The 20,498-nt window shown below is 63.0% G+C and carries 17 protein-coding genes; 11 read left to right on the forward strand and 6 right to left on the reverse strand.

Annotation, left to right across the window (positions count from 1 at the left end; all coding sequences use genetic code 11):
* Positions 1–5: 5 nt before the first annotated feature.
* The 6 genes from JOD78_RS10080 to JOD78_RS10105 all read right to left on the reverse strand — a co-directional run bounded on the left by JOD78_RS10080 (position 6) and on the right by JOD78_RS10105 (position 5,919).
* Positions 6–1,568: a PAS domain-containing methyl-accepting chemotaxis protein gene (locus JOD78_RS10080; RefSeq protein WP_121042701.1), complete on the reverse strand. Its 1,563-nt coding sequence runs from the start codon at positions 1,566–1,568 to the stop codon at positions 6–8.
* A gap of 159 nt (positions 1,569–1,727) precedes the next feature.
* Positions 1,728–2,531: a BPSS1780 family membrane protein gene (locus JOD78_RS10085; RefSeq protein ID WP_121042703.1), complete on the reverse strand. Its 804-nt coding sequence runs from the start codon at positions 2,529–2,531 to the stop codon at positions 1,728–1,730.
* A gap of 11 nt (positions 2,532–2,542) precedes the next feature.
* Complete coding sequence (locus JOD78_RS10090; protein WP_034330901.1) at positions 2,543–3,496, reverse strand: homoserine kinase; 954 nt, start codon at positions 3,494–3,496, stop codon at positions 2,543–2,545.
* A 185-nt stretch (positions 3,497–3,681) separates the two neighbouring features.
* Positions 3,682–4,119: a hypothetical protein gene (locus tag JOD78_RS10095; RefSeq protein ID WP_034330903.1), complete on the reverse strand. Its 438-nt coding sequence runs from the start codon at positions 4,117–4,119 to the stop codon at positions 3,682–3,684.
* A gap of 147 nt (positions 4,120–4,266) precedes the next feature.
* Complete coding sequence (locus JOD78_RS10100) at positions 4,267–4,962, reverse strand: hypothetical protein (RefSeq protein ID WP_121042705.1); 696 nt, start codon at positions 4,960–4,962, stop codon at positions 4,267–4,269.
* A gap of 210 nt (positions 4,963–5,172) precedes the next feature.
* A complete protein-coding gene (locus JOD78_RS10105) occupies positions 5,173–5,919 on the reverse strand; it encodes a TIGR00730 family Rossman fold protein (RefSeq protein WP_121042707.1) in 747 nt (248 codons plus the stop codon).
* Here JOD78_RS10105 and polA point away from each other — a divergent pair, their 5' ends adjacent.
* The 11 genes from polA (at position 5,920) to JOD78_RS10160 (ending at position 20,494) form a co-directional block, all read left to right on the forward strand.
* Positions 5,920–8,682, forward strand: coding sequence for a DNA polymerase I (gene polA / locus JOD78_RS10110; protein WP_209568150.1), 2,763 nt, complete (start codon positions 5,920–5,922; stop codon positions 8,680–8,682).
* Positions 8,683–9,056: 374 nt separating this feature from the next.
* On the forward strand, positions 9,057–10,754 hold the full coding sequence (locus JOD78_RS10115; protein WP_209568148.1) for a methyl-accepting chemotaxis protein: 1,698 nt from the start codon (positions 9,057–9,059) through the stop codon (positions 10,752–10,754).
* 211 nt (positions 10,755–10,965) lie between these two features.
* Complete coding sequence (locus JOD78_RS10120) at positions 10,966–11,850, forward strand: dienelactone hydrolase family protein (RefSeq protein WP_134135630.1); 885 nt, start codon at positions 10,966–10,968, stop codon at positions 11,848–11,850.
* Between the two features lie 401 nt (positions 11,851–12,251).
* Positions 12,252–13,271: a PDR/VanB family oxidoreductase gene (locus JOD78_RS10125; protein WP_209568146.1), complete on the forward strand. Its 1,020-nt coding sequence runs from the start codon at positions 12,252–12,254 to the stop codon at positions 13,269–13,271.
* Between the two features lie 61 nt (positions 13,272–13,332).
* Positions 13,333–14,322 carry an ABC transporter substrate-binding protein gene (locus tag JOD78_RS10130; protein ID WP_245202086.1) on the forward strand — a complete coding sequence of 330 codons (990 nt, stop codon included), beginning with the start codon at positions 13,333–13,335 and terminating at the stop codon, positions 14,320–14,322.
* Positions 14,323–14,391: 69 nt separating this feature from the next.
* The gene (locus tag JOD78_RS10135) at positions 14,392–15,378 is read left to right on the forward strand and encodes a 2-oxoglutarate and iron-dependent oxygenase domain-containing protein (RefSeq protein ID WP_209533657.1); all 987 of its coding nucleotides are present in this window, start codon (positions 14,392–14,394) and stop codon (positions 15,376–15,378) included.
* Between the two features lie 114 nt (positions 15,379–15,492).
* A complete protein-coding gene (locus JOD78_RS10140) occupies positions 15,493–16,524 on the forward strand; it encodes an aromatic ring-hydroxylating dioxygenase subunit alpha (protein ID WP_039789311.1) in 1,032 nt (343 codons plus the stop codon).
* Positions 16,525–16,541: 17 nt separating this feature from the next.
* A complete protein-coding gene (locus tag JOD78_RS10145) occupies positions 16,542–17,414 on the forward strand; it encodes an ABC transporter ATP-binding protein (RefSeq protein ID WP_204726146.1) in 873 nt (290 codons plus the stop codon).
* Positions 17,398–18,201 (forward strand): ABC transporter permease, encoded by an 804-nt coding sequence (locus JOD78_RS10150; protein ID WP_039789316.1) that lies wholly within the window; start codon positions 17,398–17,400, stop codon positions 18,199–18,201. The genes JOD78_RS10145 and JOD78_RS10150 overlap by 17 nt, the downstream gene beginning before the upstream one ends.
* A 28-nt stretch (positions 18,202–18,229) precedes the next feature.
* Complete coding sequence (locus JOD78_RS10155) at positions 18,230–19,645, forward strand: amidohydrolase family protein (protein WP_209568142.1); 1,416 nt, start codon at positions 18,230–18,232, stop codon at positions 19,643–19,645.
* Positions 19,646–19,735: 90 nt separating this feature from the next.
* Complete coding sequence (locus JOD78_RS10160) at positions 19,736–20,494, forward strand: YqgE/AlgH family protein (RefSeq protein WP_198516533.1); 759 nt, start codon at positions 19,736–19,738, stop codon at positions 20,492–20,494.
* The last annotated feature ends 4 nt before the right edge of the window (positions 20,495–20,498 follow it).

Genomic DNA, 20,498 nt, shown 5'->3' on the forward strand with positions numbered 1-20,498 from the left:
AGCGCTTACTTGCGCTGGAACTTGAACACCGAAATGGCCTGCAGCAAGCGCATGGTCTGCTCTTCCAGACTGGTGGCCGCTGCGGCCGCTTCTTCGACCAGCGAGGCATTCTGCTGGGTGCTGGCATCCATCTGCGTGATGGCTTCATGCACCTGGTTGATGCCCGCACTCTGCTGCTGGGTCGCCTCGTTGATCTCGCTCATGATGCCCGAGACCCGCTGCACCGAAGCCACGATGTCGCGCATGGTGCTGCTGGCCTGCTCGACCTGGCGATTGCCCACTTCCACCTTGGCCACCGAGTCGTCGATCAACTGCTTGATCTCCTTGGCCGCCGCTGCCGAGCGCTGCGCCAGCATGCGCACTTCCGAGGCCACCACCGCAAAGCCGCGTCCCTGCTCGCCGGCGCGCGCCGCTTCCACCGCGGCATTGAGCGCCAGGATATTGGTCTGGAAGGCGATGCTGTCGATCAGGCTGATGATGTCCACGATCTTGTTGGAGGATTCGCTGATCTCGTTCATCGTCGTGCCGGTGCTGGCCACGGCATCGCCGCCGCGCATGGCAATGGATGATGCGGTCCCGGCCAGCTCGTTGGCCTGGCTCGCGTGATCCGCATTCTGCCGCACGGTGCCGGCGAGCTGGTGCATGCTCGATGCCGTTTCTTCCAGATTCGCGGCTTGCTGTTCAGTGCGGCGTGAGAGATCCATGTTGCCGGTGGCGATTTCGCGGGTCGCCATATTGATGGTCTCGACGTTGGATCGCACGTCGCCGATGATGGCGGTCAGGTTCACGTTCATCTGGCGCAGCGAGGCCAGCAGGCGGCCCAGTTCATCATGGCGGCCGGTCTCGATGCGCACCGAGAGATCGCCTCCGGTGATGGCGTGGGTGATATCGAGGGCCTGCTGCAGCGGCTTGATGAGCGCGGCGCGCAGGGCGATCCACTGCACGATGGACAGCAGGGCTGACGCGGCCGCCAGTGCGCTGATCCACCACTGGTGCAGCGTCATCATGCCGGCCAGTACGACGGCGATCTGGATCGCCAGCATCACGCCCATCGACCAGTTCAGGCGCGTATTCAACTGCATGCGCCCGAGCTTGCCCAGCCATCCGGCCAGTCCGGTCCGCACCACTTCACCACGATGCAGGGCAATGCCCTTGGCCTGGCCACGGCGCATGCTTGCGTAGAGCTTCTCGGCGCCTTCCACCGCCGCGCGTTCGGGCTTGGTGCGGACCGACATGTAGCCGACCACCTGGCCGCTTTCGCGGATGGGCGTCACGTTGGCACGCACCCAGTAATGGTCGCCGCTCTTGCTGCGGTTCTTGACCAGTCCGGTCCAGGGTGTGCCGCCCTTGATGGTGGCCCACATGTCGGCGAAGGCCTCGGGCGGCATGTCGGGATGGCGGATCAGGTTCTGCGGCGCGCCCAGCAATTCCTCTTCCTCGAAACCGCTGATCTCGATGAAGTAAGGATTGACGTAGGTGATATTGCCCTGGAGATCGGTCTTGGAAACGATGGCCTTGCCATCGATGAGCAGGCGTTCCTGCCCCGTGACCGGCATGTTCATGCGCATCTGATACCCCCGTGTAAGAAGCTGTGGTGATGGAAAGTCCAGCTGGCGGGGGCGGGCGGTGGAGCGGATGCTGTTCGCCTCTCCCTTGCGAACACATCGGACCGGGCGCGCCAGGCAGCGACAGCCTGGCGCAAGGTCCTGTCTGACGGGAATGACGCGTCAGACGATGGGATTGTCTCCGTTGTGCGGGCTGTCGGACCCTCTGCGGGGCTTTCCGAAGACGCTAGTGTAGGTCGGATAGAACGAACAGTACATGATGACCGTCAATATTATCGAGATGGGCAGCAGGATGAAGAACACCGCCGTAATGCTGCCGGTCAGCAGCGTGATGGCCATGCTGATGACCGTGGGCACCACGATGGCGATCACGATCCAGGCCAGGCCGAAGACCAGGAATGCACGCCCGGCGCGGCGCACCGCGAAGAAGCTGTAGAACAGTGCCTTCCCCAGCGGCATCTGCTGCCACATGATCAGGGGGGCGGCATACCAGAACGCCATGGCCGCCGGCACGTAGAGGGCGGCCGCCACCAGCATGGCAATGCGCATGCTGCCAGCGGCGCTTTGCAGTTCCTCGGTCGACAGGCCGCCACCCATCATGGCTTTCCAGAAGGTGCCGCCGTCGGCCAGCGCCGAAGCCGCCACCACCAGCGTGGCCACCAGCAGATAGAGCAGGCCGAGCTTCAACAGCGTATTGCGCGCCGGGCTGCGGAAACCGATCAACAGCAGATTGGGGAACACCCGTTCACCGCGCTCGATCTGCGCGCAGGCCTGCATGAACGACATCGAGAACAGCGGGATCAGGATCAGCGGCAGCATCTGGCCGAGCACCGGGATGATGCCCAGCGCCAGCATCAGGAACATGTAGGCGAAGAACAGCGTGGAGATTTCGGCCGGTTGCTTTCTGAACAGGGCGAAGCCCTGTTTGACCCAGGACCAGCCGGTGTGTGCGGGGATCTTTTCCATGGCTCCAGTGCTTACAGCGTCGGTGGCGCATCCTGGATGCGCAGGCGCAGGATGCGTTCGAAGTGCGTGGGATCATGCGGCGTGAGCATTTCGGCTTCGCGCGGCAGATAGAAATCGTACAGGCGCGACAGCCAGAAGCGCAGCGCGGCAGCGCGCAGCATCGGCTGCCACGCCACGCGTTCGGCGTCCGAGAACGGACGCACGGCACGATAGGCGGCCAGCATGGCTTCGCTGCGGGCAGTGTCGAGCACGCCCGTATCCAGGTCCACGCACCAGTCGTTGACGGTCACGGCCAGGTCGAACAACCAGGTATCGCAACCGGCGAAATAGAAATCGAAGATGCCCGACAGCTGCTCGCCCACGAACATCGCGTTATTGCGGAACAGGTCGGCATGCACCGGTCCGCGCGGCAGGGCGCGGTAGTCGGCGGTGGCGGCAAAGTCCTTCTGGTACTGCACTTCGCTGGCGAGCAGCTGGCCCAGTTCGGCCGGCAGGAAGGGCAGCACCGCCGGGGTGGTTTCCAGCCACCAGGCCAGGCCGCGCAGGTTGGGCTGGAGGATCTTGAAATCCTTGGCCGCCAGGTGCATGCGCGCCAGCATGTCGCCCAGCGCGGCGCAGTGCACCGGCTGTGGATCCAGCTGCGACTGGCCTTCGAGCTTGCTGACGATGGCTGCCGGCTTGTCGTTGAGCAGGTTGACGATGGCGCCCTTGTCGTTGGGCACCGGCGCCGGCACCGGGATGCCGCGCTGCGCCAGGTGGCGCATCAGTTCGAGATAGAAGGGCAACTGTTCGATGTGCAGCTTCTCGAACAGCGTCAGCACGTATTCGCCTTGCTCCGTGCCGATGAAGAAGTTGCTGTTTTCGATGCCCGAGGAGATGCCTTTGATCGAGGTGGCGCGGCCGAGCGGGAATTGTTCAATCCAGTCCGAGAGTTGTTCCAGACTGACCGGTGTAAAGACTGCCATGACGAAAATGAAAAGAGGATGCTGGCTGGGGCGCGCTGCCGCCAAATCCGGCGGCTGCGCGAGGGGGAGGGCAGATGCGCCATCCTTCCCGTTCCTGAACCGGCTGCGCAATGCGGCCGGGTGATGCGGTTGATCGCTGTCGATCGCGCGCCATCACCGTCTGGCGACGCGCGCGATCAGCGGAATCACTTCTTGGCGGTGCCGTCGGTGTCGCCTTCCTGAGGCTTCTTGACACCCCAGTCGAACTCGCCGACCTTCCACTGAGCCGAGCTAGGCGGCGGGCTTTGTGCATCGCCGGGGGTGGAACCGCCCAGTTGCGGATTGGGACGCACGTAGTAGGTGCTGGGACCGGACTTGACTTCGATTTCCTTGGTCTGGCCATGGTCGCGGCGTTCCTTGATGCTGTTGCCCTGCGTGCGGCTGTCTTCGCCCGGCTTGCGGATGGTCACGGCCGGTGGTTCGCCTTCTTCCAGCTTCTCCAGTTCGGGCGGCGGCGGAGCGGGCTGGGCAGCCAGGCCTGCGGGCGGCGTTTGGGCCAGCGCCAGCGGCGCGGCCAGGCCAGCCGATGCGCACAGCAGCAGCGCTGCCAGGGACTCTTTGAACCGGAGTTGGGATGGTTTCATGATCTTATGAAGAAAAAGGGGTGTTGTTTTCTTCATTGTAGCAAACCATCAAGGTCTGGCCGTCGCGTTTCTTCATGGGAATGATCAATAAGACAACAGGCAAATGCGAGCGCGCGTGGCCGTGTTGAGCCGGATCCATCGCCGGGGCTAGTCCAGCAGCGGGATGCGGGTGCTCAGCCAGTCGGCCAGGGTAGGGGGCATGGCCACCACTTTGACGAATTCTTCATCTTCGCCTTTGCTGGCATCGAAGTAGGCGAGGTGGTCGCGGGCATAGTCGATCAGCAGGGGATAGTGCCCGCCCCATTGCACGGTGAAGTAACGTACCGCGCGCCACTGGCCCTGCTCATCGAAGATGCGCAGGCGGATCTGGTCGTGCCGGTTGTCGCCGCTGCCGGTGCCGCACAGTTCGACCAGGAAGTCTTCGCCCCGATAGTGGCGCAGGCCGCCGTTGAGCTTTTCGGTGTACATCTGGCATTGCTGGTAGTGGGGCCGGGTGCTGGTGACCACGGCAATGGCCACGCCATAGCTCATCACCAGCATGTAGAGCAAGGTGGTGGTCCAGTAGGCTGGCTGCCAGCGCGGCTGGGCCTGGCCGATGACGCGGCCCATGCCCCAGCAGAACCAGGCCAGGGTGGCGGCCATGAGCAGGGCCGCCAGCCAGTACAGGGTTTCACGGTGCGCGTGCAGGCTGTCTTGCCACCGGTCGGGGTGCCATGGCTGCCACTGTGGGGCGGGAAGAAACAGCATGGCCGCACCGGTCGCCATCGGTATCAGGCACAGGAACAGCGCCGCGTACAGCGTGCCCAGGAAGAGTTGCGTGAAATAGGCGCGGGCGACCGGCATGAGAGAGAAGGTGCAAGAAAGTGGGATGAATCTTCATGAAGTTGCCCTGCATCATGAATTCTTGCGTTGTTGTTTCAAATCGTACGTTGGTGAGGGGAAGTGAACTTTCTTGCATCTATCGCTGATGCCATGCCGGTTCTGGTCCGGTAAAAAGAGAAGGCCGGACGGCATCGCTGCGGTCCGGCCTCGTCGTGCTCATGAAGTGCGGCGTTACAGATACATCCCGCTCTGGCGTTCTGCCTCCTGCTGGGTTTCCGCCGGCTTGGACTTCTCGGCGTGGAATTTCTGGATGGCTGCCAGCACGTCGGCAGGTTCATCGATGACCTGCAGCAGGTTCACGTCCTTGGGCGAGATCATGCCGTCGTCCACCAGGCGGGTCTTGATCCAGTCCACCAGGCCGGCCCAGAACTCGCTGCCCACCAGGATCACCGGCATCATGCGCGACTTGCCGGTCTGCATGAGGGTCAGTGCTTCGGTCAGCTCATCGAGCGTGCCGAAGCCGCCCGGCAGCACCACGTAGGCATCCGCATATTTCACGAAGGCCACCTTGCGCGCAAAGAAGTGGCGGAAGGACAGCGAGATGTCCTGCCAGGCATTGCCGTGCTGTTCGTGCGGCAGTTCGATGTTCAGGCCCACCGAGGGCGAAGCACCTTCGTAGGCACCCTTGTTGGCAGCCTCCATGATGCCGGGGCCGCCGCCGGAGATGACGGCATAGCCGGCGTCGGAGATCAGGCGGGCGATCTCCACACACAGTTGATAATGGGGATTGTCGGGCTTGATCCGGGCAGAACCGAAGATGGAAACGGCAGGACGCAGCTCGGAGAGACGTTCGGTCGATTCGATGAATTCTGCCATAATCGTGAGTACATGCCACGACTCGCGCGCCTTCTTGGCCGTCGCGCGTTCGATGTCCCCCACCTCCCGCAGACGCGGGACATTTTTTCCTCTCTGTTCCATATGCAAAAAACCTTGTTGTTAGTTGATGGTTCCAGTTACCTCTATCGGGCCTTCCATGCACTGCCCGATATGCGTAACGCGGAAGGCGCGCCCACCGGTGCGCTGTACGGCATCATCAATATGCTGCGCCGACTGCGCAACGATTATCCCGCAAGTTACGTTGCCTGTGTGTTCGACGCCAAGGGCAAGACTTTCCGTGATGATCTCTATCCCGACTACAAGGCCACCCGCAAATCCATGCCGGAAGACCTGGCATTGCAGATTGAACCGATCCACGCCGCCGTGCGCGCCCTGGGCTGGCCGATCCTGATGGTCGAGGGCATCGAAGCCGATGACGTCATCGGCACGCTCTCGGTACAAGCCACCGCTGCCGGACTGGACACCATCGTCTCCACCGGCGACAAGGACATGGCCCAACTGGTCAACGAACACGTTACCTTGGTCAACACGATGAGCAATGAAGTTCTCGACATTGCCGGCGTGACTGCAAAATTCGGCGTGCCGCCCGAGCGCATCGTCGATTACCTGAGCCTCATCGGCGACACCGTCGACAACGTACCCGGCGTCGAAAAGTGCGGCCCCAAGACCGCCGTGAAGTGGCTCTCCGCCTATGGCTCGCTCGACGGCGTCATGGCCAACGCCGACAAGATCACCGGCGTGGTCGGCGAGAATCTGCGCAAGGCCCTGGACTGGCTGCCGCAAGGCCGCGTGCTGGTCACGGTCAAGACCGATTGCGATCTGTCGGAGCACATGAAGTCCATCCTTGAATCGCTGACCATGCAGCCGGTCGACAAGGAAGTGCTCAAGGATCTCTTCACCCGCTACAACTTCCGCACCTGGCTGCGCGAACTGGGCGAGGGTAGCGAGCCGGCGGGTGCCAAGACCCCGCTGGTCGGTGCCAGCGCCGCTGCAGCACTGGAAGCGCCGGCCCAGGGTGGCCTCTTTGCTCCTGCGCCCAAGGTCGAGTACGAGACCGTGCTCACCGATGCGCAACTGGATCAGTGGATCGCCACCATCAACGCCGCCGAACTGACGGCCGTCGATACCGAGACCACCTCGCTGGATGCGATGCAGGCCGAGCTGGTCGGCATCTCGCTGTGCTGCGAGCCGGGCCGTGCTGCTTACATTCCGGTGGCGCACAACTACCAGGATGCACCCGAACAATTGTCGCGCGAGCACGTGCTCGCCAAACTGAAGCCGTGGCTGGAAGACGCCAGCAAGGCCAAGCTCGGCCAGCACCTGAAATACGACAGCCACATCTTCGCCAACTACGGCGTTCGTCTGGCCGGCGTGAAGCACGACACGCTGCTGGAATCCTACGTCTTCGAATCACATCGTCCGCATGACATGGACAGCCTGGCTGCACGTCATCTGGAGCGCAAGACCATCACCTATGCCGAGGTATGCGGCAAAGGTGCGTCGCAGATCGGCTTCAATGAAGTGGCCATCGAACGCGCCACCGAATACGCCGCCGAGGATGCAGAAGTCACACTGGCCCTGCATCACGCCATGTGGCCGCAGATCGAGCATGATGACAAGCTGCGCTTCATCTACGAGAAGATCGAAGTCCCGACCTCGGTGGTGCTGCAGAAAATCGAACGCAATGGCGTGCTGATCGACAGCGAGCGCCTGGGCCAGCAATCGCACGATCTCGGCAAACGCATGCTCGAAATCGAACAGCAGGCCTACGACCTGGCCGGCCAGCCTTTCAACCTGAATTCGCCCAAGCAGCTGGGCGAGATCCTGTTCGGCAAGCTGGAGCTGCCGGTGGTCAAGAAGACCGCCTCGGGCGCACCGTCCACCGATGAAGAAGTGCTGCAGAAACTGGCCGAGGATTATCCGCTGCCCAAGGTCCTGCTGGACTATCGCGGCCTGGCCAAGCTCAAGTCCACCTATACCGACAAGCTGCCCAAGATGATCAACCCGGCCACCGGCCGCGTGCATACCAACTATGCACAGGCGGTGGCAGTCACTGGTCGCCTGTCTTCCAACGAACCGAACCTGCAGAACATCCCGATCCGCACGCCCGAAGGACGCCGCATCCGCGAAGCCTTCGTCGCACCCGAAGGCTGCGTGATCGTCTCGGCCGACTATTCGCAGATCGAGCTGCGCATCATGGCGCACATCTCCGAAGACGAGAACATGTTGAAGGCCTTCGCCAACAACGAAGACATCCACAAGGCCACCGCCGCCGAAATCTTCGGCATCGCGCCCGAGCAGGTTGAGTCCGAGCAGCGCCGCTATGCCAAAGTCATCAACTTCGGCCTGATCTATGGCATGAGCGCCTTTGGCCTGGCCGGCAACCTGGGCATCGAACGCTCTGCCGCGCAGATGTACATCGACAAATACTTCATGCGCTTCTCGGGCGTGAAGCGCTACATGGATGAAACGCGCCTGCAGGCCAAGGCGCGCGGGTACGTGGAAACGGTCTTCGGCCGCCGCCTGTGGCTGCCCGAGATCAACTCGCCCAACGGTCCGCGCCGGCAAGGCGCCGAGCGTGCGGCGATCAATGCGCCCATGCAGGGCACCGCGGCCGACCTCATCAAGCTGGCCATGATTGCCGTGCAGGACTGGCTGGAGTCGACTGGCATGAAGAGCCGCATGATCATGCAGGTCCACGATGAACTGGTGCTGGAAGTGCCCCAGGAGGAGCTGGCGGTGGTGCGTGAAAAGCTGCCTGAATTGATGAAAAATGTTGCGGAGCTGAAAGTTCCCTTGCTTGCCGAGGTCGGAATCGGTAAGAATTGGGACGAAGCGCATTAATCTTCACCCCCTGGCAGGAAAACGCGGCTTTCCGCTGTGCGATAGTGCAGGGGCGTGAACGATTAGGCAAAAAAGCAAGATTGGCAGGAAGGCAAGCTGACGCCGTGACGTGACCCCAGTGGTCAGCAGCCGTCAGTGCCCCCGACCGAGCCAGCACCTGAATGACAAGACAAGCAGACCGGCGTCGCAACCGCAGACGAACAAAGACGGGATGACGCCCTGGGTGGTACCGGACGGGGTCCGGGCAACCGAGGCTGAGGCAGGGAAGCAGGGGACAAGCACATTCATCACCGGCCATGACCGCATGCGGTCCGTGGCCGTCATCATCTCCGTCTTTCCGTCCGGCCTCCGATGAACACATGGGAGGAGACGTCATGAAGTCAGGAATGAAGGTAGGTACGCGCCTGGGGTTGGGGTTTGCGTGGGTGGTCTTGCTGCTGGTGCTGGTGACCGGCTTCGGCATCTACAACATGCACCAGGTGCAGGGACGCTTCACGCATGTGGTGGAGGTCAAGAATCCCGAGAGCGCACTGGTCAAGGAGATGCTGGAAACGGTGGGCGAGCGCTCCATCTCGTTGCGCAACCTCATGCTGCCCGCCGCGCCTGAAGATGTGGACATCGAGGCGCAATACATCGAAGGCCAGACCCAGAAATACAAGGTCGCCGCGCAGAAGCTGCAACAGCTCTTTGCCGACTCCGCCGACACTTCCGAGGAAGAGAAGGCGGCCCTGCCCAAGATCCAGGCGCAGGCCGCTACCGCCGAGAAGCTCATCAACGAAGCCGTCGAATTCGGCAAGCGCCGCGAAGCCTATGAACTGGCGCAATTCCTGAAGGAGCAATACCTGCCGGTGCAGAAGTCCTGGCAGGTCGAACTGAAGGCGCTGGCCGCACTGGAAGACAAACTCAACCGCGAAGCCGCCGACAGCAGCGCCGCCGCCTATGCCCGTGCGCGCCTGCTGATGCTGCTCATCAGCGCCATCGGCGTGGTCACCGCGATCCTCGCGGCCATCTGGATCACGCGCCAGATCCTGCGCAAGCTGGGTGGCGAACCGGACTACGCCGTGCAGATCGCCGGCCAGATTGCCGAAGGCGACCTGGCTGTCGTGATTGATACCCACGCCGGTGACAACGACAGCCTGCTGGCGGCCATGCGCGTGATGCGCGACAAGCTCGCGGCGATCGTCTCGGAAGTGCGACGCGGTTCTGAAACCATCACTACCGCCTCGACCGAAATCGCACGCGGCAACCTGGACCTCTCCGGCCGCACCGAGCAGCAGGCTGGCGCGCTGGAAGAGACCGCCTCCTCCATGGAGCAGCTCAATTCCACCGTCAAGCAGAATGCCGAGAACGCCCACCAGGCCAACGACCTGGCGCTGGCCGCCTCCGACGTGGCGGTGCAGGGTGGCAGCATCGTCTCGCAGGTGGTGGAGACCATGCAGTCCATCAATGCCTCCTCGCAGAAGGTGGCCGATATCGTCAGCGTGATCGATGGCATCGCCTTCCAGACCAATATCCTCGCGCTCAATGCGGCGGTGGAAGCGGCGCGTGCGGGCGAGCAGGGGCGCGGCTTTGCGGTGGTGGCGTCCGAAGTGCGTTCGCTGGCGCAGCGCTCGGCCTCGGCCGCCAAGGAAATCAAGGTGCTCATCGGCGACTCGGTGGGCAAGGTGGAAAATGGCAGCAAGCTGGTCGAGCAGGCCGGCAGCACCATGACCGAGATCGTCACCAGCATCCGCCGCGTCACCGACGTGATGACCGAGATCACCCACGCCAACCGCGAGCAGAGCAGCGGCATCGAACAAGTCAACGAGGCCATCATCCAGATCGACGACATGACCCAGCAGAACGCCGCCCTGGTCGAACAGGCAGCGGCCGCAGCGCGCCAGCTGCAGGAACAGGCGGCCGGTTTGCAGCAACTGGTGAGCGTGTTCCGCATCGATGCGGCACAGGCGCGCGTGACTTCGTCCACTTCTGCAACTTATGCACAACCGGCTTCGGCTGAGCGCGTCATCGACGTCACGCCCGGTGCGCCGGAGCTGCCGGGCGGCAAAGCGGCACTGGCGGTGCAGGGATGAAGCAGGGTCAAAACCTGGTCAAGCCGCGCTCAACACGTTCTGCCGATTGCGGTTAGACTCCGGCAGGGGATGAAGCCTGAGTGCGAAAAATGCCAGCTTGTCCGGTGCCATGAAAGCGGTCTGCAAGGACCGCTTTTTCATGTTGGCGCTCCCCCGCATCACCATCACTTCCACCACAACGAGGCCAAGTGCCACCAAGATGGAGAACCCGATGAACGACCTTCGCAATGATTTCAACAGCCTGCTGGGCCAGAGCAACCTGTCCGGCAACGCTGATCGCCGCACCTTCCTCAAGACCGCGCTGGGCACCGGCTTTGCCGCCGCCGTGCTGCCGGTGTGCGCGCAGACCATGATCAAGACCGATACCCAGGGCCTGACCGCAGGCGAGGTATCCATCGACGTCAACGGCCAGCGCGTACCGGCCTATCGCGCCCAGCCCGAGGGCAAGACCGGACTGCCGGTCATCATCGTGGTCTCCGAGATCTTCGGCGTGCATGAGCACATCGCCGACATCGCGCGCCGTTTCGCCAAGTTGGGCTACCTGGCCATCGCACCGGACTTCTTCGTGCGCCAGGGCAATCCCATGGCCTATACCTCCATTGCCGAGCTGCAGAAGGAAATCATTTCCAAGGTGCCCGATGCGCAGGTCATGGGCGACATTGATGCCTACGTGAAATGGGCCGGCGAGAACGGCGGCGACATCAAGCGCCTGGGTATCAACGGCTTCTGCTGGGGCGGCCGCATCGTGTGGCTCTACAGCGCCCACAATCCGCAGGTCAAGGCCGGGGCCGCCTGGTATGGCCGCCTGGTGGGCGACAAGACCGCGCTGTTCCCGCAGCAGCCCATCGATATCGCGCCGACACTGAAGACGCCGGTCATCGGCCTCTACGGCGGAAAGGACCAGGGCATCCCGGTTTCCACCGTGGAGCAGATGAAGGAAGCCCTGCAGAAGGCGGGCAACAAATCCGAATTCCATGTGTACGCCAATTCGGGCCACGCCTTCAACGCCGACTACCGTCCCAGCTATGTGGAGGCGGATGCCAAGGATGCATGGAGCAAGGTCGTGGCCTTCTTCAAGCAGCATGGCGTAGCCTGATGCTGATGCAATAATTTGGCGAGCTTCTTGTTGGTGCGCTTCTGATGCAGATCAAGGCAGGGCGCACCAAGATGTGCAGCGCGCAGGCAAAGGGACGGAATTCTCCGTCCCTTTTTCATTGAACCGCAGAAAGAACACATGGGTTTACGGCGCTTCCGGCCTTGGCACGCCGTTTGCTAAAGAAGCGATTGAGTAGAAGCGGCTAGCAGTCGGTAACGAAGACACTTACCTTCTTGCGGGGCATTGCTCGTGACGCCATCGGAGCCTTCCGGTGGTCCCTCTCTTTTGACAGGACACGAGACCATGCACATTGCCCGAGCGCCTTCTCATTCTGCGTTGCCGTTTTTCGCAATACTCCCCCTGATCGATTCCCTTTCCGGCAATGCCATCCGAGGTGGGCGATGAACGCTGTCACCGATCGTTTCAATGGTAGTGCCGACACCACACTGCCTTTGCGGGTGAGGGCAGTGCGCCACGCGGCCGAAGGGATTCGTCTCTTTGAACTGGTGGCGCAGGAGGGTGCCGCGTTGCCGCCCTGGACGCCGGGCGCGCACCTGCGCCTGCATTTGCAAGACGGTCTGGTGCGTGCCTATTCCCTCTGCAATACGCCGCAACAGCGCGACTGCTACGTGATTGCCGTCAAGCGCGAGAGCGATTCGCGCGGTGGATCCGCCTTCCTGCATGAACAGGTGCAGGCGGGTATGGCGATCAGCGCATCGTCTCCCGTCAATGCCTTTCCCCTCATCGCCGACACCCGCGCGCCCTTGCTGCTGGCCGCTGGTATCGGCATCACGCCGCTGCATGCGATGGCCGCCGAGATGGCTGCGCAGGGCCGGCGTCATCGCCTGCATTACTTCGCGCGCAGCCTGGCACACGCTGCATTTTTCCATGAACTGGCCGCCTGTTCGCAAGGCATGTCGCTGCATCTGGGATTGGACGGTATCGAGACCGAGCGTGCCATTGCAGCGGCACTTGCCGCCGTGCCGTCTTCGTCGCCGCTCTATGTGTGCGGACCTGCACCTTTCATCGATGCCGCGCGCCGGCATGCGCAACTGGCGGGCTGGCGCGAGCAGGACATTCATTTCGAATGGTTCGCTGCGCCTCTGATGGCGAATGCCGAGCCGCAATCTGCTGCGCAGGCTCATGCCGAAGAACGTGTATTCGAACTGGTCCTGCAGCGTTCCGGCTTGCGCTGCGAGGTGCAGCCCGGCCAGAGCATCGTCGCTGCCGCCGCGCAAGTGGGCGTGGTCATCGGCACCTCTTGCGGCGAAGGCTTCTGCGGCAGTTGCGAGAGCACCGTGCTGGAAGGCCAGCCCCTGCATCGCGACAGCGTGCTCTCTGACGCCGAACGCGCGAGCGGCCGCCGCATCCTGCCCTGCGTATCGCGCTGTGCCGGCACGCGATTGGTTCTGGATCTGTAATTGGTTAGCACGCAAAGCAAGTTCAACCCACCTGGAGAGGAAGGCTATGAAGAAGCAATCGATGCAAAAGCGGACATTCCTGCGGCACCTGGCCGCGCTGTGGCTGGGCGCGGCTGCCCTGTCGGCGACGGGCCTGGCCCACGCCGAGGACAAGGTCACGCTGCTGTCGAACTGGTATGCGCAGGCCGAGCACGGCGGCTTCTACCAGGCGGTGGCCAAAGGTATTTATAAAAAATATGGGATGGATGTGACCATCAAGATGGGTGGGCCGCAGGTCAACAACATGCAGATCCTGGTGGCCGGGCAGGCTGACTTCAGCATGGGCTATGACTTCACGGTGATGAAGGGGATCGAGCAGGGGCTGCCGCTGGTGACCGTCGGTACGTCCTTCCAGTCCGACCTGCAGGGCATGATGACGCATGATGATGTCAGCAGCTTGGGTGGTCTCAAGAGCAAGACCATCCTGGTCGCGGGCTCGGGCCAGTCGAGCTGGTGGCCGTGGCTCAAGTCCAAGTACGGCTACACCGATGCGCAGTCCAAGGCCTACACCTTCAACCTGCAGCCCTTCTTTGCCGATCCCAACATCGCGCAGCAGGCTTATCCCTCGTCCGAACTGTTCCAGGCCGACAAGGCCGGCGTGAAGAGCAAGTTCTTCCTCTTCGCCAGCGAAGGCTATCCGCCCTATGGCACCACCATCGTTACGCTCCAGAAGACAGTGGCTACCAAGCCTGACCTGGTGCAGCGCTTCGTCAAGGCCACCGCCGAAGGCTGGAAGAGCTACCTGGAAGACCCGGCACCGGCCAATGCCCTCATCAAGGCCGACAACAAGAACATGGGGGATGAGCAACTGGCCTATGCCCTGGGCAAGCTCAAGGAACTCAAGGTCGTCACCGGGGGGGATGCGGCCAAGCTGGGCATCGGCGTGATGACCGATGAGCGCTGGAAACAAACCTATGACGTCATGGTCGCCACCGGCCTGCTCAAGGCGGGGACCGATTATCACAAGGCCTACACCACCCAGTTCGTCAAGGACATGAAGGTCATGCCCTGATGTTGTGACCCGCCGATCGCTGCTGCCTTGTGCTGTCCGCAGCAGCGATCCCCTTCGCGTGAGGACGCCATGATTCCCTACACAGTACCCATGACCGCGCGCCGCATTCCGGTGATCGATTTCGCCGATGCGTTTTCGCCCGAACTGGCCCGCCGCGAGGCGCTGGCCTGGGAGATTCACAAGATCTCGCGCGACGTGGGGTTCTTCTACCTCGTCAATCACGGTGTCGCGCCCTCCCTGGTCGAGCAGCAATTCGATTGGGCGCGGCGTTTCTTTGCCTTGCCCCAGGCCAGCAAATCGGCCATCGACATGCGGCATTCTCCGTCCGGCTACGGATACGAGCGCATGGGCGCGCAGGCCCTCGATGAAGGATCGCCCGCCGATTTGAAGGAAGGCTTCCAGTTCGGCTTTGACATCGCGCCCGATCATCCGTATGTACAACGCGGCCTGCTGCGCTATGGCCACCACCTGTGGCCGCAGGATCTGCCGGGTTTCGAAGAGCACTCACGGCTGTATTACGACGCCGTGCGCGCCCTGTCGCATCGCCTGCTGGGCGTGATCGCACTGTCGCTGGAGATGCCCGAGGATTTCTTCGAGCCGGTGCTGCAGGCACCCATCGCCACCCAGCGCATGCTGCACTATCCGCCGCAGCCTGACGGTGCCCGCCACAACCAGATCGGTGCCGGGGCCCATACCGATTGGGGACTGGTCACCATCCTCGCGCAGGACGACATCGGCGGTCTGGAAATCTGCAATGCCGATGGCCAATGGGTGAGCGCGCCGCCCATCGCGGAAAGTTTCGTAGTCAACATCGGCGACTTGCTGCAGCGCTGGAGCAATGACCTGTATCACAGCAATGCGCATCGCGTGCTCAATGCGGGCAGTGCACCGCGCTATTCCCTGCCGTTCTTCCAGGATGGCGACCAGGCGGCCGTGGTGGCCTGCCTGCCCAGTTGCTGCAGCGATGAACGCCCGGCGCGCTACGCACCCTGCACCATCGGTGACTACCTGGAAATGAAAGTGAAGCAGACCTTCGGGGCGGTGGCGGCGGCCTGAGCTGCCGCATGACACCTCGAAGCCAATGTATTTCGGCGAAGGCGACCGTGTTGGCACGCCGGCCGGACCACTGCGAACCATGGCGGTCGCAGTCCAAGCAGAAGGAGCAGCCTCATGCTGGTAACTCAACAAAAAGTCTTGCGCAAGTTCTGGTACGCGCTCATGCCCGTCACGCAATTGAAGGACGGTCCGCAGCCCTTTACGCTCCTGGGTGAGAAGCTGGTGGTGTGGCTCAAGGAGGACGGCTCACCCGCCGCCTTGCAGGACCGCTGCTGCCATCGCACGGCCAGGTTGTCCAAGGGCTTCGTGGAAAACGGCAACATCGTCTGCGGCTATCACGGCTGGACCTTCAACGGCGAGGGCGCCTGCGTGCGCGTGCCGCAGAGCGTGGATGGCAGCGTGCCGTCAGGCGCCTGCGTGAAGTCGTATTTCTGCAAGGAGCGCTACGGATATGTGTGGGTGGCGCTGGAAGAACCGCTGCGCGATATCCCTGAGTTTCCCGAGGATGGCGCGCCCGGCTACCGGCGCATCTTCCAGTTCTACGAGCGCTGGGAGACCAGTGCCCTGCGCATGATGGAAAACTCCTTCGACAATTCGCACTTCAGTTACGTGCATCGTGCCACCTTCGGCTTGTATGACCAGCCCAAGCCGGAGAAATACGAGATCGAGGAAACCGACTACGGCTTCGAAGCCGAAACCCGCGTGCCCATCAAGAACGTCCCGGCCAGCCATCGCGTCACCGGCAGCACCGCCGACACCACGGTGCGCCACATGTTCAACCGCTGGTACCTGCCCTTCGTGCGCCGCTTCGGCTGCACCTATCCGGAGAGCGGCCGCCATCACATCATCTACAACTGCGCCACGCCCATCGATGATGGTGCCATCATGCTGTCGCAATGGCTCTATCGCAACGATACCGAAGAAGAGTGTTCCGAAGCCGAGCTGATCGCCTGGGATGCCCCCATCCTGGTGGAAGACCGCGAGATCCTGGAAGCCACTGACCCCGATGCCTGCATCGACGTGCGCCGCCGCCAGGAATTTCACATGGCCTCGGATCGGCCCGGTCTCATCATGCGCCGCATGCTGCTGCAATTGCTGGAAGAGCACGGCGAATCCGAAGTGTTCCGCATCCACCCCGCTGCATGAAGCCGCCAGGAGATCCCATGGACAGAGATGAATTCGCCATGTCGCAGGCCGCGGCATGGGAGCAGGAGAGGGAGGCCGCAGCGGCTGCCGAGGCGGGTACGCCGCCGGTGCTGTCGGCACAGCGGGTGGAGAAGACCTATCGCAACGGCACGCGCGCGCTGGACGAGGTGAAACTCGATATCGGGCGCGGCGAGTTCGTCTCGCTGCTGGGGCCGTCGGGCTGTGGCAAGAGCACCTTGCTGAAGATGTTTGCCGGGCTGGAAGAACCCTCCCACGGCCACATCCGCTGGTGGGGCGGCAACCTGGCCACGGTAGGCACGCCTGAACGCACGTTGGCCATGGTGTTCCAGGAAGCCACCCTGATGCCCTGGGCCACGGTGGAGCAGAATGCAAGGCTGCCGCTGGAGCTGCGCCACGTGCCGCGCGCGCAGGCCGATGCGCGGGTGGCCGAGGCATTGAAACTGGTGGGCCTGGAAAAATTCCACAAGGTGCTGCCGCGCGAACTCTCGGGCGGCATGCAGATGCGTGCCTCCATTGCGCGTGCTCTGGCCACCTCACCCAATCTGCTGCTCATGGATGAGCCCTTCGGTGCCCTCGATGAATTCACCCGCAACAAGCTCGATGCCGACCTGCGCGACATCTGGAGCAAGCAGGACCTGACCGTGGTCTTCGTCACCCACAGCATCTATGAAGCGGTGTTCCTGTCCTCGCGCGTGATCGTGATGGCAGCCCGCCCCGGGCGGGTGATTGCGGATGTGGCCATCGAGGTGGACGGTCCGCGCGATGAAGCTTTCCGTATTTCGGCCCCCTTCATGCAGTACTGCAAGACGCTTTCCGATTACCTCACGCTGGCCAACCAGCAAGGAGACGGCCATGAAGCCCAACACTGATCCGCTGGTCAATCGTCCCGGGTTCTGGCGCGTGGTCGCGCCGCTGTCCATTGGCATCGCCCTGCTGCTGATGTGGCAGATCGTCTGCACGCTGCTGGAGGTGCCGCCTTACCTGGTACCCACGCCCGCGCTGATTGCCAAGACCCTGGTGGCCGATTGGGGCATGCTGATGGAGTCGCTGCTGGTCACGCTGAAGATCACCTTCCTGGCCTTCGTGCTGGCGGTGATCCTGGGGGTGTCCATCGCTTTCGTGTTCGTGCAGAGCCGCTTCATCGAGGTCAGTCTCTTCCCTTACGCGATCATCCTGCAGGTCACGCCCATCGTCGCCATCGCTCCGCTCATCATCATCTGGGTCAAAGACACCACGGCCGCGCTGACGGTATGCGCCACCATCATGGCGCTGTTCCCCATCATCTCCAACACCACGCTGGGACTGCGCAGCGTCAATCCGGGCCTGCTCAACCTGTTCCGGCTCAACAAGGCCACGCGCTGGCAGACCTTGCGCCGCCTGCGCATTCCCAGTGCCTTGCCGTATTTCTTTGGCGGCCTGCGTATTTCAAGCGGGCTGGCGCTGATCGGGGCGGTGGTGGCCGAGTTCGTGGCGGGCACCGGTGGCACCGGATCGGGACTGGCCTACCAGATCCTGCAGGCGGGTTTCCAGCTCAACATTCCGCGTCTGTTTGCGGCCCTGCTGCTCATCACGCTGACCGGCATCCTGCTGTTCTGGCTGATGAGTGCGCTGTCGCGCGCCATGCTGGCCGGCTGGCATGAGAGCGAGATGGCATGATGACGACTGTCCAAGGAGCCGACCTGTCATGAACACTTTTTTGATCCGCAACCTGCAGGCCATCCTGACCGGCCTGCCCGGCGAGGCCGCGCGCCACGCCGGTCCCGACATCCGCGTGGCCGATGGGGTGATTGCCGCCATCGGAAAGCTCGACGCACTGCCCGGTGAGAACGTGATCGATGCCAGCGATTGCGTGGCCTATCCGGCCTGGGTCAATACCCATCATCACCTGTTCCAGTCGCTGTTGAAGGGGGATCCGCTGGGCATCAATGCCACGCTCACGCCCTGGCTGGCGGCCACCCCTTATCGCTATCGCGCCAAATTCGATGCCGAGCTGTTCCGCCTGGCTGCGCGCATCGGCATGGTCGAACTGATGCGCTCGGGCTGCGGCACGATTGCCGATCACAACTACCTGTATTACCCCGGCATGCCGTTCGATACTTCGGAGATCCTGTTCGAGGAAGCGGAAAAGCTGGGCCTGCGTTTCGTCCTGTGCCGGGGCACCGCCACCCGCACGCGGCAGCTGGAGGCGGAGTTGCCCAGTGCATTGCGTCCGGAGACGCTCGATGCTTTCCTGACCGACATGCAGCGCCTGGCCAGGCGCTTCCATGATCCTGCGCCCGCTTCGATGCGGCGCGTGGTGATGGCACCGACCACGCCGCTCTATTCGGCGGCCCCGGAGGAACTGCGCACCATCGCCGATGCCGCGCGGGAGTCGGGGGTGCGGCTGCACAGCCATCTCTCGGAGACCGTCGGCTACCAGGACAGCGCACACGCCATGCATGGCTGCCGCCCGGTGGAATTCTGCGAGCGCATCGGCTGGCTGGGGCCGGACGTGTGGTTTGCGCATCTGGTGAAGCTCGATGCCGAAGAAATTGCCTTGCTGGGAAGTACCGGAACGGGCATCGCCCATTGCCCGCAAAGCAACGGTCGCCTGGGCAGTGGCATCGCCCCGATCCGCGCGTTGGAGGCGGCGGGCGTACCGGTGTCCATCGGTGTGGATGGCGCAGCCTCCAACGAGGCGGCCGACATGATTTCGGAAACGCACGCCGCGTGGCTGATGCAGCGCGCCCGGCGCGGCCAGGAAGCCACCCCCACATTCCGGGGCGGGGCCTTCGAAGGCGGTGCCGATGAAGCGACGGTGGAGGATGTGGTGCGCTGGGGTACGACCGGTGGCGCCCGGGTGCTTGGCCTGGACGGACTGCAGGGCCTGCAGGTGGGTCAGCAAGCTGACATTGCCTTGTACCGGCTGGATGATCCGCGCTACTTTGGCTTGCATGATCCGGCCATCGGCCCCGTGGCCTCGGGTGGCCGGCCTTTCCTGAAGGCAATGTGGGTCGGTGGCCGCGCCGTGGTCCGCGATGACGCCATCCCCGGCGTGGATCTGGCCGAACTCGGTGCGCAGGCGAGGCAGGCTGTCAAAAAGATGCTCGAAGGCAATTGAGGCTGGCAAAGCCGGCTGCATGCGGCCGGCTTTGCGCGCGCTGCCCCACGAGCCACATGGGATCCCGGCCAAAACTGCTAAAATGCCGGGATGATCAAGAGACGCAATTCTCCCTTCAGTTTCTCAGCCGAGGATTTCGACGAATCCGTGGATTCCTTTGGCGCTTTCGACCCATTCCATTCCGACGCCCCTTCCCGCCACGCTGCCGGCTCCGATGCCAGCGGCCAGGCCGAGGGCGACGATGCCGCTGACGAGGTCCGTCCCCCGCTGGAACTGGACCTGACCAATCATTTCCTGATCGCCATGCCGTCCATGCTGGACCCGATCTTCGGCGGCACCGTGGTCTATCTTTGCGAGCACAACCACAACGGCGCGCTGGGCGTGGTCATCAACAAGCCCACCGACATGACCATGGATGTGCTGTTCGACCGCATCAACCTCAAGCTGGAGATCCGGCCCGACACCCCCGATGCCATGCCCGAGCTGTATCGCCGCCCGGTCATGTTCGGCGGCCCGGTGCAGGTGGAGCGCGGCTTCGTGCTGCATTCGACCTCGGAAAAATATTCCTCGACCCTGCAGGTTACCGATGAGGTCGCGCTGACCACCTCCAAGGACGTGCTCGAAGCGGTGGCCCACGGTGATGGCCCCGAGCGCGTGCTGGTCACCCTGGGTTGCTCGGGCTGGAGCCCGGGCCAGCTCGAAGGCGAGATCGGCCGCAATGGCTGGCTGACGGTCAAGGCTGACCCTGCCATCATTTTTGAGTTGCCGGTGGAGCAACGCTTCACGGCGGCGCTGGCCCTCTTGGGCATCGATCCGGTGATGCTGTCCGGCGACGCCGGCCGGGCCTGAGGGA

The organism is Herbaspirillum sp. 1130 (assembly GCF_017833835.1).
Lineage (GTDB): Bacteria > Pseudomonadota > Gammaproteobacteria > Burkholderiales > Burkholderiaceae_D > Herbaspirillum > Herbaspirillum huttiense.

Excerpts from the sequence above, each read along its gene's own strand:
- JOD78_RS10085 (WP_121042703.1), bottom strand. The coding sequence starts at position 2,531 with ATGGAAAAGATCCCCGCACACACCGGCTGGTCCTGGGTCAAACAGGGC.
- JOD78_RS10145 (WP_204726146.1), top strand. The coding sequence starts at position 16,542 with ATGGACAGAGATGAATTCGCCATGTCGCAGGCCGCGGCATGGGAGCAG.
- JOD78_RS10140 (WP_039789311.1), top strand. The coding sequence starts at position 15,493 with ATGCTGGTAACTCAACAAAAAGTCTTGCGCAAGTTCTGGTACGCGCTC.
- JOD78_RS10100 (WP_121042705.1), bottom strand. The coding sequence starts at position 4,962 with ATGCCGGTCGCCCGCGCCTATTTCACGCAACTCTTCCTGGGCACGCTG.
- JOD78_RS10080 (WP_121042701.1), bottom strand. The coding sequence starts at position 1,568 with ATGCGCATGAACATGCCGGTCACGGGGCAGGAACGCCTGCTCATCGAT.
- JOD78_RS10155 (WP_209568142.1), top strand. The coding sequence starts at position 18,230 with ATGAACACTTTTTTGATCCGCAACCTGCAGGCCATCCTGACCGGCCTG.
- JOD78_RS10135 (WP_209533657.1), top strand. The coding sequence starts at position 14,392 with ATGATTCCCTACACAGTACCCATGACCGCGCGCCGCATTCCGGTGATC.
- polA (WP_209568150.1), top strand. The coding sequence starts at position 5,920 with ATGCAAAAAACCTTGTTGTTAGTTGATGGTTCCAGTTACCTCTATCGG.
- JOD78_RS10125 (WP_209568146.1), top strand. The coding sequence starts at position 12,252 with ATGAACGCTGTCACCGATCGTTTCAATGGTAGTGCCGACACCACACTG.
- JOD78_RS10150 (WP_039789316.1), top strand. The coding sequence starts at position 17,398 with ATGAAGCCCAACACTGATCCGCTGGTCAATCGTCCCGGGTTCTGGCGC.
- JOD78_RS10120 (WP_134135630.1), top strand. The coding sequence starts at position 10,966 with ATGAACGACCTTCGCAATGATTTCAACAGCCTGCTGGGCCAGAGCAAC.
- JOD78_RS10095 (WP_034330903.1), bottom strand. The coding sequence starts at position 4,119 with ATGAAACCATCCCAACTCCGGTTCAAAGAGTCCCTGGCAGCGCTGCTG.
- JOD78_RS10115 (WP_209568148.1), top strand. The coding sequence starts at position 9,057 with ATGAAGTCAGGAATGAAGGTAGGTACGCGCCTGGGGTTGGGGTTTGCG.
- JOD78_RS10105 (WP_121042707.1), bottom strand. The coding sequence starts at position 5,919 with ATGGAACAGAGAGGAAAAAATGTCCCGCGTCTGCGGGAGGTGGGGGAC.
- JOD78_RS10130 (WP_245202086.1), top strand. The coding sequence starts at position 13,333 with ATGCAAAAGCGGACATTCCTGCGGCACCTGGCCGCGCTGTGGCTGGGC.
- JOD78_RS10160 (WP_198516533.1), top strand. The coding sequence starts at position 19,736 with ATGATCAAGAGACGCAATTCTCCCTTCAGTTTCTCAGCCGAGGATTTC.
- JOD78_RS10090 (WP_034330901.1), bottom strand. The coding sequence starts at position 3,496 with ATGGCAGTCTTTACACCGGTCAGTCTGGAACAACTCTCGGACTGGATT.